Origin of the sequence: Halobacteriovorax sp. DPLXC-1, from assembly GCF_036903125.1 — a bacterium.
Taxonomy (GTDB): domain Bacteria; phylum Bdellovibrionota; class Bacteriovoracia; order Bacteriovoracales; family Bacteriovoracaceae; genus Halobacteriovorax_A; species Halobacteriovorax_A vibrionivorans.
In genome coordinates this window covers 1,099,864-1,113,896 of the sequence record NZ_JAYMCO010000001.1, presented here as the reverse complement: position 1 = coordinate 1,113,896, position 14,033 = coordinate 1,099,864, and the positions used below count along the sequence as shown (strand labels likewise).

Annotated in this window: 15 protein-coding genes; 8 read left to right on the top strand and 7 right to left on the bottom strand. The window is 35.3% G+C overall.

Annotated features, from left to right (window positions below; translation table 11 throughout):
• The first annotated feature begins 3 nt into the window (after nt 1-3).
• Nucleotides 4-948, top strand: coding sequence for a hypothetical protein (locus VCM44_RS05440; RefSeq protein WP_114705216.1), 945 nt, complete (start codon nt 4-6; stop codon nt 946-948).
• Here VCM44_RS05440 and VCM44_RS05435 read toward each other — a convergent pair.
• The 4 genes from VCM44_RS05435 to VCM44_RS05420 all read right to left on the bottom strand — a co-directional run bounded on the left by VCM44_RS05435 (nt 945) and on the right by VCM44_RS05420 (nt 3,776).
• Nucleotides 945-1,511, bottom strand: coding sequence for a GNAT family N-acetyltransferase (locus VCM44_RS05435; RefSeq protein WP_334678231.1), 567 nt, complete (start codon nt 1,509-1,511; stop codon nt 945-947). The two genes, VCM44_RS05440 and VCM44_RS05435, sit on opposite strands and share 4 nt — an antisense overlap.
• Nucleotides 1,512-1,592: 81 nt before the next feature.
• Nucleotides 1,593-2,186: an OmpW/AlkL family protein gene (locus VCM44_RS05430; RefSeq protein WP_334678230.1), complete on the bottom strand. Its 594-nt coding sequence runs from the start codon at nt 2,184-2,186 to the stop codon at nt 1,593-1,595.
• An 86-nt stretch (nt 2,187-2,272) separates the two neighbouring features.
• Nucleotides 2,273-3,211, bottom strand: a complete 939-nt coding sequence (locus VCM44_RS05425; RefSeq protein ID WP_334678229.1) for a hypothetical protein — start codon at nt 3,209-3,211, stop codon at nt 2,273-2,275.
• A 109-nt stretch (nt 3,212-3,320) separates the two neighbouring features.
• Nucleotides 3,321-3,776, bottom strand: a complete 456-nt coding sequence (locus tag VCM44_RS05420; RefSeq protein ID WP_334678228.1) for a hypothetical protein — start codon at nt 3,774-3,776, stop codon at nt 3,321-3,323.
• Nucleotides 3,777-3,927: 151 nt separating this feature from the next.
• On the opposite strand from VCM44_RS05420, the gene VCM44_RS05415 reads away from it, so the two are divergent.
• The 3 genes from VCM44_RS05415 (at nt 3,928) to VCM44_RS05405 (ending at nt 6,983) form a co-directional block, all read left to right on the top strand.
• A complete protein-coding gene (locus tag VCM44_RS05415; RefSeq protein WP_334678227.1) occupies nt 3,928-4,152 on the top strand; it encodes a hypothetical protein in 225 nt (74 codons plus the stop codon).
• 65 nt (nt 4,153-4,217) lie between these two features.
• Nucleotides 4,218-6,392 (top strand): OsmC domain/YcaO domain-containing protein, encoded by a 2,175-nt coding sequence (locus tag VCM44_RS05410; protein WP_334678226.1) that lies wholly within the window; start codon nt 4,218-4,220, stop codon nt 6,390-6,392.
• Nucleotides 6,393-6,437: 45 nt separating this feature from the next.
• On the top strand, nt 6,438-6,983 hold the full coding sequence (locus VCM44_RS05405) for a glutathione peroxidase (RefSeq protein WP_334678225.1): 546 nt from the start codon (nt 6,438-6,440) through the stop codon (nt 6,981-6,983).
• Nucleotides 6,984-7,019: 36 nt separating this feature from the next.
• Here VCM44_RS05405 and VCM44_RS05400 read toward each other — a convergent pair whose 3' ends face one another.
• Entirely contained in the window at nt 7,020-7,400 is a 381-nt protein-coding gene (locus tag VCM44_RS05400; RefSeq protein WP_334678224.1) for a hypothetical protein, read from the bottom strand.
• 171 nt (nt 7,401-7,571) lie between these two features.
• Between VCM44_RS05400 and VCM44_RS05395 the strand changes: the two genes are divergently transcribed.
• The 4 genes from VCM44_RS05395 (at nt 7,572) to VCM44_RS05380 (ending at nt 10,862) form a co-directional block, all read left to right on the top strand.
• A complete protein-coding gene (locus VCM44_RS05395) occupies nt 7,572-7,883 on the top strand; it encodes an NGG1p interacting factor NIF3 (protein WP_114705224.1) in 312 nt (103 codons plus the stop codon).
• Nucleotides 7,884-7,891: 8 nt separating this feature from the next.
• Nucleotides 7,892-8,239, top strand: a complete 348-nt coding sequence (locus VCM44_RS05390; protein ID WP_114705225.1) for a 4a-hydroxytetrahydrobiopterin dehydratase — start codon at nt 7,892-7,894, stop codon at nt 8,237-8,239.
• A gap of 50 nt (nt 8,240-8,289) precedes the next feature.
• On the top strand, nt 8,290-9,660 hold the full coding sequence (locus tag VCM44_RS05385) for a family 14 glycosylhydrolase (RefSeq protein ID WP_334678223.1): 1,371 nt from the start codon (nt 8,290-8,292) through the stop codon (nt 9,658-9,660).
• A gap of 113 nt (nt 9,661-9,773) precedes the next feature.
• Nucleotides 9,774-10,862, top strand: a complete 1,089-nt coding sequence (locus VCM44_RS05380; RefSeq protein WP_334678222.1) for a catalase — start codon at nt 9,774-9,776, stop codon at nt 10,860-10,862.
• A 16-nt stretch (nt 10,863-10,878) separates the two neighbouring features.
• Here VCM44_RS05380 and VCM44_RS05375 read toward each other — a convergent pair whose 3' ends face one another.
• Together VCM44_RS05375 and VCM44_RS05370 are read right to left on the bottom strand one after the other, a co-directional pair.
• A complete protein-coding gene (locus VCM44_RS05375) occupies nt 10,879-13,563 on the bottom strand; it encodes a hypothetical protein (protein WP_334678221.1) in 2,685 nt (894 codons plus the stop codon).
• Entirely contained in the window at nt 13,560-14,033 is a 474-nt protein-coding gene (locus VCM44_RS05370; protein ID WP_334678220.1) for a hypothetical protein, read from the bottom strand. The genes VCM44_RS05375 and VCM44_RS05370 overlap by 4 nt, the downstream gene beginning before the upstream one ends.

Here is a 14,033-nt window from a genome sequence, read left to right as displayed (position 1 = left end):
TCTATGAAACTCAAATCCCTTGCACTTATTCTCTTAATAGGAGTTAGTGCACACTCTCAAGCAGCTCGTCTCTGGGCCTCAATCCCCTTTATAAGAGGAGCAGACTTGTGTGCATACAAACAAGCTTATTCTCAAACACGTTCTGAATATATGCGTGAAATGACAGGATTAGCATCTCAGCTTATGCAATCTGGAGCAAAGGGAGATGAAGCCTTGGATCTTCTTGTTACTTTCGATGCTCTATATGACAAGAATGTGCGCCTTGCTACACAATATAAGTATATGGATGTAACTCTAGAAAATACTCTTAAGGCATATTTTGATAGTTATTATCGTAATTTTCCAGTGGTTAATCGTAAGTTAGAATTCGTCCATATGAATAATATTCGCTACATTATGGACTCTATAAATAATGGACAACGTCCAGGATGGATTCCAAATAATGCAGGAGCTTTAGTAGACTATATGGCATATGGATCTTATTCATATGCACCAAATTGCCGTGGCGGAATTCAGGTCACACTTACTCTAGTAAGTTCTGATGGGTCGACGAAAACGTATCAAGGACAAGGACAACCGTCTGTTGTCATGTCTCAAATTGCCTCTACAATGTTTGAAGATTTTCAAAGAACAAAGTTTCCAGCAACGGTACAAATAGGACGTCGCAATCTTACAATTGTAGGAACACATAACGGATCAGTAGGTCGAGCGACTTCAATGAGACAAGCAGAAAGAGCCTGTGACAATATTTATGCAAGACTTCCTAATGCAAATGAACTAGAAGCTATTGATGCTTATGGTGATTGGAATGGAGGTGTTTCAATTGGACAAACGGTTTGGGCCATTAGTGGTGGAAAAGTTTATCATCCAGGTCTTATGAATCCGACACCAGTAAGAAACCCATGGTCAGTAAATACTAAGGTGTATTCTTATTATTGTGTACGCTAAATTTTAAATAACTTCTTAATATCTGCGTCGGGCTTAATCTGTCCGGCGCGATAATCCATGACCTTTTTTCTCTTCTCATTAAAATAGTGGTGTAAATGTATCAATACACCAAACTTATCATCTAGCTCCATTTTTGAAATTAAAAAGCCAGCTTTAAGTTTAGGTATAATAACAGAATTATTCGTAGCACAGTGGCGAGAATAGACCATTTGAAATCCTTCCGCTTCTAGAATTGCCAGACACTTGTCTAAAATGGCCCCATAAATACCTTGTCTTCGATATTGTGGAAGTACTGCTGAATTACACATATAAAATGTTGTACTACTTTCTTGATATCCCCAACTCCAGCCAAGGAAGTTTCCTTCTTTATCAAAGGCGGCCAAACATAACTTAAAAGGTTCTCCTAAATTTTCTTGGAGTCTTTTTACATTTGAAAGTTCTGTTTCTGACAGAATATCCCATAGTACATAACTATGATCATCTTCAAAAACATCGTTCTTATACTTATAATAGTATTTATTAAAGTCTTGCGAATTTAAGATTTGAATATCTATTTCTTTCATAGAAATAGTTTAGCTCTTAGAAATAAAAGGACAAGTTAAAAAAGAGAAGGTGGCCAAGTGTTATGGCCACCCTTCAAGAAACTAGAATCTAAAACCAATACCGATCCCTACAAGTAAAGGGTCGATATCAACTTCAGCATTCACAACACCAGATCCTGTATCAACAGTTGCATCAGCTTGTAAGTAAAGCTTTTTCACATCAAGGTTGAGATATAAATTCTGAGCAACTTTGATATCAGTTCCTAGTTGTAAGGCATATCCAAATGCATCATCATACTTTGTCGAGACCATATCTCCCGGTACCTCTCCATAAAAGATTGTATAGTTGATACCAGCACCTACATATGGTTTGAAGTCTCCAAATTCCATATGGTATTGCGCTAATAAAGTTGGAGGTAGTAAAGAAACGCTACCAAGGCTTCCTGTTCCATTGAGGTTTACATCATGAGTTGCTGTTGCAAGAATTAACTCAAGTGCAAAGTTTTGATTGAAGAAGTAAGAGAAGTCGATCTCTGGAACTGATTCATTATTAATTGCAATATTACCACCGATATTGTCTGAAACATCAGGGGTTACGCTTAAGGCCCTTACACGAACCATTGAATTTCCCTCTGCAAATGAGAGAGAACTAAACATTAAAAAAAATAAAATTGAAACGATTGATGTTTTTTTCACAAAAACTCCTTTGAAATTTCTATGAATTAAAAATATCAAAGGAGATTTTAAAATATTATGAGTTAAATCAGAGTATTAATTTATTTTTAAAATTTTATTTTCTCAAGGCCATAGCATTGAAAGGCCTCAGAGTTAGACGAATTGAAATCATCATATGCTAATCTTAAACATTTTGCCATTCCTCCAAGACCTGAAGTTTTACCAATATTTCTTTTCTTTATTGAAAATGAAGTTAACACTCCATTCGTATATCCAACTTCTTCTTTAAAAAGATTATTTTCTCGACATCCCGTAATCTCACTAGAAAAATCCTTAAAGACTTCATCCGATAAGTCCACATAATCTTCTTTGATAATATTCTCATAACTAATATTCATTTCAATCTTTCGATTTTCATCTATATAGCGATAATTTAGTCCTTGATGATTGGCACTGACATTTACCGTACATTTTTTAAAACCAGTCTTCCATCCACGATGACCAATATAAGCCCCTTCATTCTTCTTAATATCATAATCCTTTATCATTCCGGCGTACTCTAGATACTTATTAAAGTTCTTTTTTAAACGAAGCATACTCTCTTGGAGCTTAGAAAGTCGCTCATAACTCCAACTAACCTCATATGCTCTCTCACTCGTAATACGTGATTTATTTAAACAATCATTCTTAAGTTCAGAGTAATGCTTTAATGTATCATCAATTTTATCAATGCTAGAAAGAACATCCTCTCTTTCTCCAAATTTAAAGTTCTTTGATTCATTTAGAAAATTTTCCTTAAACTCTTTCTTCAAGGAACTAAACTCATTTTCCAAATCAGAATATTCTGAACAGAGATTTTCAAAATTTCCTTTCGCAAAGTAATTAACACGACTACCAACACCACCAATCGATCGAACACGACTTTTTAGGTTTGTGTAAGCTTCCTCGATATCACCCTTCATATACCAGAGCTGATTATAGCCTGCTATTGAAGAAGCTGAACTTACAATTGATAATGTAATGAGTGCTGTTTTTACCGTTTTCATATTATTCTCCTCAAGTTGTTATAGGATAAGAATAAATGAAAAAAGGATTAACTTAGAGGTCAGTTTTCTGACATTTTGACATAAAAAAAGGGCCCTTAAGGCCCTGATATTAGTAGTGGAATCCCCACTTTTTCATAAAGTCATGGTCGCTTTCATCAAAGAATGGCCACCAACCTTGTGAGCCTAAGTGCTCACCTGTTTCGAAATCAATAGTGTGGTTAATCCAACCAGTTGGCTCTGGGCCAACGAAACGACGAAGAACAATTCGACCATCTACAATGTAGTCTGAACGATGGTAAGTAACAGTAAAAACTGAGCCATCATCTTTCTTTCTAAAAAATCTAATAACTTCACGGTCTGTTAAGTCATCACTAAGAAGCCACATAACAGTTGTATCACCAAAGTCTTTGGCCTTATACCAACCACCAACTAGGTAATCGTGTTCCATATTTGATACCATTGAGCGAAACTCTTGGTATTCATTCATAAGAGTCTTAGCATCTGGATTACTATAACCAAATACTAAAGCAGGCAACAATGCCAGCATCAAAACGAGTGATTTCATTTAATTCTCCTTTAAATTAGCGAAAGACATATTCGCAATAAAAACCATCGATGACAAGATTTTGCAAGTTAAGAAAAGTCAAAAAGTCAGAATTCTCCTCTCCTAATTGAAGACAACAAGCTGCAGTATAGAGATATACAAAGGGGAATATATGAAGAACTTAAAAGCTAGAATGATACTAAATGAATTAGAGAAGCTAATCACAGAATTAGAAGAGGCTCAAGATACTGAAATTACGTCTAACAATTTGGATAGAGGAAGCGAATTTGATGATTATCTAGCAATGATGTTGAGCTCCAGCGACTCTCTTACCTCATTTGAAACAATCCAATTTTCTAATTCTAGGCCAACTAAAAAGAAGTTACGTATGATCTAGGGTAAAACTTATAGGAATGGGGGGAAATAGCTGTAAATCACCTTAAATACTGCTATATCTGCCTTATGCAAGTAAACGTAAGATACCTCGATAATTTAAAGATTGAAGCCAGTTTCGATGATTTTAAAATCATCTCTGATCAGCCTGTGCGCTACAAGGGAGATGGTACAGCTCCTGGCCCTTATGACTATTTCCTGGCCTCTTCGGCCATGTGTGCTGCTTATTTTGCAAAGGTCTATTGTAAAAGCAGAGATATCCCTACAGAGGATATTCGTATAAGTCAGCAAAATATAGTGGACCCTGATAATCGCTACAAGCAATCATTTGTTATACATGCCGAGCTTCCAGCTTCAATATCTGAAAAAGATAAGAAAGGAATACTTGCTTCAATGAATCGATGTACTGTTAAGCGAGTTATTCAAAATGAAATTGATTTTAAGATAGAAGCAAAAGAAATACTTGGTAACGATGTCAAACTTGACTACGAAGTAAATGAAACCAAGACGATGATTCCAGGTAAAGATTGTTCTTTAGAAGAAACAATAAAGAATATGACAGGACTTCTAGCAAACCTGGGAATTCAAATTGAAATTGCATCATGGAGAAACCAAGTTCCTCATGTTTGGTCAGTTCACATTCGCGATGCTGACTCTCCGATGTGTTTTACAAATGGAAAAGGTGCCACAAAAGATGCGGCCCTTGCTTCTGCTCTAGGTGAATATCTAGAGCGTATTAGCACGAATTATTTCTACAGCGATTATTACCTTGGTGAAGATATCGCTAATGCAGAATTTGTTCATTACCCAAATGAGAAATGGTTTGAGATTCCAAATGATGAGTCTATTCCGACTGGATTAATGGATGAGACACTTCTTAATGCTTACGATAACGGTGGCGAGCTTAGGGCCTCAAATTTAATTGATACAAACTCAGGAAATAAAGAACGTGGAATCTGTGCACTACCTTTTGAGCGTCATTCTGATGGCCAAACGATTTACATACCGTCCAACCTCATTGCGAACTTATTTGTAAGTAATGGAATGAGTGCTGGAAATACAAAATATGAAGCTCGTGTGCAATGTCTTTCAGAAATTTTTGAAAGAGCTGTAAAAAATCAAATTATTACAGAAGAGATCACACTACCGGATGTTCCAAAAAGTGTTTTAGAAAAGTATCCAACAATACTTGAAGGGATTAACAAACTTGAAGAAGCTGGTTTCCCAATTGTTGTAAAAGATGCTTCTTTAGGTGGTAAGTTTCCTGTCATGTGTGTGACTCTCATGAATCCAAGAAATGGAGGTGTATTTGCATCCTTTGGTGCTCACCCACGTTTTGAAGTGGCACTTGAAAGAAGCCTGACAGAACTTCTACAAGGTCGAAGCTTTGAAGGGATGAATGACACATTCCCTCCAACATTTAATGAATTTGCTATTCGTGAACACAATAATATTGTTGATCACTTTATTGATTCAACAGGAGTTATCTCTTGGCGCTTCTTTGGTGCTAGGCCACAATACGAATTTAACGAGTGGAATTTCTCAGGCTCAACTCAAGAAGAATATCAATATCTAATGGGAATCTTAGAAGAGCTAGGTAAAGAAGTTTATATAGCAGATTATAACGAGTTAGGAGCAAGTGCTTGTCGTATTCTTGTTCCAGAATACTCTGAAATTTATCAACCAGAAGATCTGATTTGGGACAACCATAATCAAGCACTAGACTTCAGAGAAGATATTTTAAATCTCCACTCTTTAAACAATGAAGACCTAAGTTCACTAATTGAACGACTTGAAGACAGTGAGCTTGATAATTACATGCCAATTTCTGAGTTAATCGGAGTTGCATTTGATGAAAGTACTGTATCGGGACAATTAGTTATTGGAGAACTCAAGGCACTTGGTTATCTTGCTCTACAAAATTATGAAGAAGCTAAACATCTCGTCGAAATGCTTGGTACATTCAACGATAATACAATAGAAAGAAGACGCTTTTATCAGGCTCTCAATAATGCACTTGATATAGAACTGGCAGATGATCTTGAAATAGCGGATTATCTTGAAAGCTTCACTAAGATGTATGGCCCTGAATTAATGGAGCGAGTAACTAAGACATTAACCCTAGAGAATCGCTTTGATGGCCTAACTCAGACAAATTCTAGTCTTGTAGGTATTGATAAGCATCTAAAGTTAATTGAAAGTTATAAAAAGCTACAATTGGCACGCCACAACTTTTCTAAATAAATCTTTATGGTAACCTCTATTAGTTAAAACTATGGAGGTTATCACATGAGTACAAATATAAATGAAATTAAATTTAAAGATGGAAAAGGCCTAGATAAAACAATTAAGGACTTTGATGCTAAGGCATATCTTGTAGTCAATGTTGCTTCAAAATGTGGACTTACACCACAATACGAAGGGCTACAAAAACTATATTCTGAATACAAAGATAAAGGACTTGAAATTCTTGCTTTTCCAGCAAATGAGTTCTTACAACAAGAGCCAGGTACTAATGAAGAAATTCAAAATTTCTGTTCAATGGAGTACAACGTAACATTTCCAGTGAATGAAAAGATTGTTGTTAAAGGAGAAGGTCAACACCCACTCTATCAAGCTTTAACAGAAGGGAAAAAAGAGGCCGTAAGAAATGACAAACCAGACTTTGAGCAATTACTTACAAGCAAAGGTCTAATCTCAGGACAAGCTCATGATATACATTGGAACTTTGAAAAATTCCTTTTAAACGCAAATGGAGAAATTGTTGAAAGATACTTTCCTGACATTGATCCAAGAGATGAAAAAATCACTTCAAAAATCAAAGAACTTATTTAATAAGAAAGGACCTGCTTTAGGCAGGTCCTATATTTATTACCAATCTAGTGAACTTCTATCACAAGTTACAATATAGCCTGTAGTCCCAACTTGATGAGTCGGCCCAAAAATAATCTGTACTCCGTTAAAGTCTTGTTGTGAAGAAACCTGAATCCCTTGATCTTTATAATTTGTTGTAAAAGATGCTTGTGGACCAGAAGCTTTATCGACAAGAGCAACTTTAAACTCAATATTATCTACAACAGTACTCATTAGATTGTAACGACTAGAATTGTCTCTTTTCATTTCAAATTCCTCACCAAAAACAGTGTCATCCGAGTACTTTGAAACGTTACAAGTGTAATCTGGAAAATCAACATTTGAAGCAAATGCAGAATAAGAAATTAAAGTGGCAATTAAAATTAGAATGTTTTTCATATATCCCCCTAGTTAAGATGAAATTAAATCATCATTAAGATTAACTTTTATTTTTTCTTGGGGAGTAATTGTTGAGAGTCATTTATATCAAGAATTAGATTAATTAGTAGATATCAAGTATATTTTATAGAGTACTGTTAAGTTTTTGATCAAAAAAAAAGTGAGTTAATAATGAAAAAACTAGTATTTTTTGTTCCTGTAGATGACGCACAAGAAGTAAAAGAGGCCATCTTTAATGCCGGTGCTGGAACCATTGGAAACTATGACAAATGTTCATTTGAGACAGAAGGTATCGGTCAATTTCGTCCAAATAATCAAGCAAATCCCCATATTGGCGAATCCGGAATTATCGAAAAAGTAAGAGAACTTAAGGTGGAAACGATTTGTCCTGATGATAAAGTTAAAGAAGTAATTAAGGCGTTAAGAACGGCCCATCCCTATGAGGAGCCAGCAATCGACCTTTATGAACTCGTAAATTTTTAGGAGGAAATATGACTTCATTGAAAGAGAAAACATGTATACCCTGCCAAGGAGGAGTACCTCCCCTACCTCTTGAGGAAAAACTAAGCCTTAAAGAGCAAATCGACAAACGTTGGAGCTTCACTAATGATAAAACAAGGCTGTCTCTTGAAGTTGATTGCGAAAAGTTTGACCAACCAATGAAAATTGCAAATGAAATCGCAAAGGTTGCAGATGAGCAATGGCACCATCCTGATCTACACGTAAGCTTTGGTAAGCTGAAAGTTGATCTTTGGACACATAAAATTGATGACTTAGTGGAAAGTGATTTTATATTTGCAGCAAAAGTGGACGATATCTTAAAATCTAATAATCTATAAAAAATTCAAAATATCTATTATTTAGGGAGAAGTATCGCTATAAGTAAGACATGAAATCTAAAGCTTTACTCTCCCTCTTTCTAACATTGTATTGTTTAACGACTTCGGCAAAAGTATTCAATGTCATGGCCCCTTTAATCATAGGTGATCCAAATAACTTGTCATCTGAATATTCAAAAGCTGAGTTACGAAAATTTCAAGATCAATTAAATGAAATAAAGTCCCTAGGAGCAACAGGAGTTAGTACTGATATCTGGTGGGGACTAATAGAAAAAGAAGATAATAAATTCAATTGGCAATACTATCAAGTGTTGAGTGATCTTATTATAGACTCTGGCCTTAAGTGGGTTCCGATTCTATCATTCCATCAATGTGGTGGTAACGTTGGTGATACATGTGATGTACCAATCCCAAATTGGTTATGGCAAAAGTATGGTGCGAGTGCCATGTCTAAAAGTGAGCAAGGAAACTTTTCAAAAGAATATCTATCTGTTTGGTCTACCCACAAAGCGATCAATGAATTTTATGAGGTCATGGGCTCATTTAAAATGAACTTTTCACATAAGATGAAAGATATATATGAAATTAATGTAAGCCTTGGCCCTGCCGGTGAGCTTCGCTATCCTTCATATAATTCACACGATAATGGATCAGGTTATCCAACACGTGGAGCGCTTCAAGCCTACTCTGAGCTAGCAGTAGAAAGCTTTAGAAACTACGTTAGAAATAAGTATTCTAATATTGATACTGTAAACTTCATGTGGGGCTTTAATCTATCTTCTTTCAAAGAAGTTGCACCTCCTAATCCTTTCTTCTTTTTTCCAGCTCAAGAACAGCATACTAATTATGGTAAGGACTTTTATAATTGGTATTCTAAAAGTTTACGAGAGCACGGAAAGAGAATTCTTGGAGCGGCCATTGATACCTTTAGATCAGAGGCCCATATTCAATTAGGCTTTAAAGTACCAGGAATACACTGGCGAGTTGCACCAGGTGCTGATCGATTGGCAGAGCTTAATGCAGGACTGATATCAACTGATCAAGATATCTTTAGTGATAAAACAGGTCATGGTTATAATAGAATTATCGGTATTATCAATGAACTTAGAAAAGAGAAAGACTTTCATCAATTAAATTTTCATTTTACTTGTTTAGAAATGAATAATCTTGAAGGTCCAACAAATGCTCAAAGCTATGCGAAGGCATTAGTATTCTGGGTTGCTCAAGAAGCACAAAGACAAGGCGTACGTATCTTAGGAGAAAATGCTTTAGCGGGTACTCTCCACGATCACAAAGCTTGGGATAATATTGCAGATGCACTCTACTTTGGAAACTACGATGGAGTTACCTTTTTACGAATGGGTACGATCCTTAGCAGTCAACTAGCAAAAGATAGATTTAGACAAATGACAAAACAATAATTACAAGTACTTATATAGAAATCACTCACCAAAAAGGTAATTTTACCGCATTTAATGGTCCTTGGAGTATTTGGTAATTAAGGTAAAATAATTTAGGAACAAGTGAGGGGTTTATGAAGAGTTTAAAGATTGTAGCTTTTTTAAGCTTAATAATTTCATGTCAAAATCAAAAGAGTGAACGACAAGTTGCCTCAGTCAATGCACTTCAACCAAAAGTAGAACAAGGTGAAGTCTGGGGACAAGATGAAGTAGCAAATATGAGTCGTGTCGGCGAGATTTTCAAAGAAACACTAATCGAAGCGACAGGAAATAATAAAATCATGAAAAGGGATGCTCATCCAAAACATCATGGTTGTGTAAAATCAGAACTTACAATTGATAATTCTAAACTACCTCAGAAACTAAGAGTTGGCCTATTTGAAGAAAATAGAAAATATCAAAGTATTATTCGCTTCTCTAATGGAGACCCTGATCCTTCAAAAGCAGATATCGAAAAAGATATTCGAGGTATGGCCGTAAAAATAATCGGCGTTCCCTATCAAAACTATCTTCAAGATATAGGTCTTGAAGGAAATAAGAATATCCACGATCTAGTTATGATGAATGCTGATAGTTTCTTTATTGCAAATCCTAAAAAGTATGAAAAATTTATGGAAGCAACACAAGGACGATTTGGTGTTATTGGATACTTACTGACTCATTGGGGATCACTTAAGAGAATAATGAAGGCACGAGTTGAAGTCTCAAATCCTCTTGATGTCGACTACTCTTCAGCAACACCTTATAAACTAGGTAGTACCAGCATGAAAATGAGCTTTAAATCATGTCGTAAGAACAAGGATACGATTCCAGACAATCCTAGTCATGATTACTTAGGAGAGCGCTTAGCAAGAACTCTTAAGAGTGAACAAGGTTGTTTTGACTTCTATATTCAACCAAATAAAGATCCAAAAAAGAATAATATCGAAAATGCAATGCTATCGTGGGATGAGAAGAAATCACCACAAGTTAAGGTTGGACGCCTAATCGTAAATAGGCAGCATCGAGTTCGTGACGAAATGAGAATGTCAGCTTGTGAGAATATGACCTTTAATCCATGGCGAGCACCAAAAATTAATCGACCATTAGGAGGCGTAAATAGAATTCGTCTTGAGGTCTATTTGAATCAGTCAAAATTAAGACATGACTATAACGGGATATAGGATTCTATATCCCCTTTTAAATCCCATCATAGAAACGTGAGACCCTTGCCATTTTTGCCCATTCAGAAAGAGTCATTTGAACGGCCATCTCGACATCTTCTTTTTCAAAGGACTCACCTTTTCTTTTCATCTCTATTAATTCACGATCAATTTTTCCCATTTCATCAATAAAGTACTGTCTTGCTTCAACGATTTGTTTCTTATCTTCTGAAGTAAGCTCTCTAAATGTCCCTCTTTGATAATCAAAGTAGCGTCCCTCTTCAAATCGATTCAAAGCAATGGATGCAGTGATTACATCATTTTTTAAAGTATCTAAGAATGAATCACTTACTTTTCCTGCTAGATCACGACCTATTAAGTCTTGATTAACTCGTAAAGCAGGCATATTTTTTCGAGTAACTTCAGTCGGGAGACTCTCCCATTTGAAATCCTGAACTGTAGCTGTAACCTTCTTCATATGATCACTTAGAATATCTAACTTTCTAGTTGTATCTCTTAATTCAAGTCCCACTTTCTTATGCTTAGAAACTGGAGACTTTCCATATAAATCACCTCGAATTCCCATTGAAAAGAACTTATGGGAACGTACACCAATACTTGATAAAGTCTCCGGTAAGGCATTATTCATACTTCTCTTAGCTTTAGCAGGGGCATCCTCGGCAAAGTGAGCAATTCCTGTTAATTCATTACCGTGAAGACCTTCTTCCATACCTTTTAGATAGAGATAATCATTTGTATGTTTAGACCAAAGTTGAAATCGATCAAATTTATCGTAATTTTCTGGTAAATCGAAAACAACATGGGCATGAAAAGAATGAGTTTCTCCTGTAAGCTCTGAGACCTCTGAAATTTCATCTAGAGTTCGCTCAAGGCTGATTTCATACTTCTTATTCGCAATTTCCCAAATAGGACTCTTATCAATTAAATAGTCTCCTACTTCTTGGGAAAAACCACCCAGATAATGAGGTTTAAACTCTGTTCCAGTAATTTTTTCTTCAGAAACTTTTTTCCGAGAGATCATAGTCGCTTTTCTAACAAGGCTTAAGCGTTCTTCGCCACTTAAGTTTAACCACTCTTCATCAGTATAATTTGAAGTCTTGTACCAAAGTGTAATATCATCGACCTTACTTTCTTTTTCAAACGAGAATGTAACGAGAGTTCCAGGTGGCCCCCTAATTGGTCTTACATTTTTAAAATATTCATTTCGGGCCATGAGGTAGCGAAGAGAATCGTTATTCTTTTTAACACCATCTTTTAACAAGAAGTCATATAAATAGAGAGCATGCGCATCTGATTTAACCCACTGATCAAACTTCTTAAATTTTTGAGCACTACTTGATGACTTAACGATATTTGAATAAAAAGATAGAACATCACTATATGCATCCCCATCATTGAGTGAAGAGACTAATGAGCGAGGATTTCTAATATCAGAAATGTCTTCCCCAAGTCTTTGTGCATATGCTTTAAATTTCTGTTGCTCGTCTTTATTAAGGCCATTGATCATTTGCCCTAATTGATTTTTTTGAGATTCATTGAGCTCTTGTGTCCCCTTTAGCCCAAGTGAATTGTAATATGAATCATCTTGAAAATTAAAACGTCTTCCATTTAAACGATCGATTGCCGCAATTGTTCTTTTACGATCTACATTATTTATACTCTCGTTAATAATCTTACCTGTATCTATATCTAGATATGAAATTGATAATTCATTTCCATTATCTGATTTGATAACAGGGTTAGCGAACTTACGAATTCTATTTTCTTTAGAGCGAATAGCAACTAATTGGATTCCTTGACCGATTTGAGGAGCAGAAAGAAAATCATGTTTTTCTTCTTTTATAATCTCTTCTAACTTAGCTGATATAGCTCTTGTATTTGAGTTCTGGGCCTCTTCTGGACTTAGGGCCCTAGCGGTTTTCTTTTTCGCTAGATCTTCATCCGATACAATTGATGATTGTGGTTTTTTTGTATGTTCTGAAACGACCTCTTTAAGTCGTTTCACCATCTTTGGACCTTTAAAGATCAGCGCCACAGCAGCGGCAGGAGGCATAATTACCTCGCCAACGATCTCACATACTCTTGCCTGTCTTGCTTTTTGATTATAGCAACCTAATGTATAGTAGGTATCTTTAATCATATCAGAGATGGCATCCATCCCCATCTTCATAATGTCTTTAGCAACAAGAAGTGATGCATCCACATCATCGCCTGTTTCTTCATAAGCCTTATCAAATTCAATAGCTAAGTAATTCTTAAAAGAATCATAGTATTCACCGAGGGCCTCATTCTTTTCTTGTCGTAATTCAGAATCAAACACATAACCAAGGCTTCCCTTTATCATTTCAACAACAAATTCAAAAAGATTCACGAGTGAGCGCCAAAGTCCTCGAAAACAATTATATATGAAAGAAAAACTTGTAATATCGATTTCATTTTCATCGATACTTTCACAAGTTATCTTCTCGTCTTCTTCAACATCCTTACATGCATCGCTATTTTTAACGACCTCACAAAAACTTTTAAATGTATCTTCAGACAAAGGTCCTTTAACTGAGTTTTCAGAACTACAACTAATATAGTCATAAGTATCTGTTACTGAGCCAAAAGATCTAAATTGATCAATTATGTCACTATTACTAAATGCTAGGACATTAAAACTTAGAAAAAGAATAATAATAGAACTTAATAGTTTTCTCATTTACGACTCTCCCACTTAAGAGTCGATTGAAAAAAGCTACTTATTACTTCTTTGTTTAACTTGTCTTTATCAAGAGAAGTAATGAGACTAATAACACGTTTATCATTTAAAAAAGTGTGTCTTTCATAAAAATAATTTTTAAGACCTTTACGATCAATATAATAACCAGAGATTGTTAACTCATCATTCTGCCACTTATATTCAAAAGCATTCCAATCACTAATCCCTAAAAACTTCATTCCATTTCGCTTTTTCTTTTCAAGTGACTTAACAAATTTGTCGCGCTTATCAATATTAGCTAAAAATGATTTTGATGATTTTAAAACTTGAGTTGATCCTCTAATACTTTTTGTTTGGGTACTCTTCCAAATCGTCGTATTTCCAATTTCACGCTTTGGTTGCCATATAATTTTTGAAGCAAACGTCTGAAATAGAATGAAAAATAATAATAAGTACTTAGGGAATCTCAT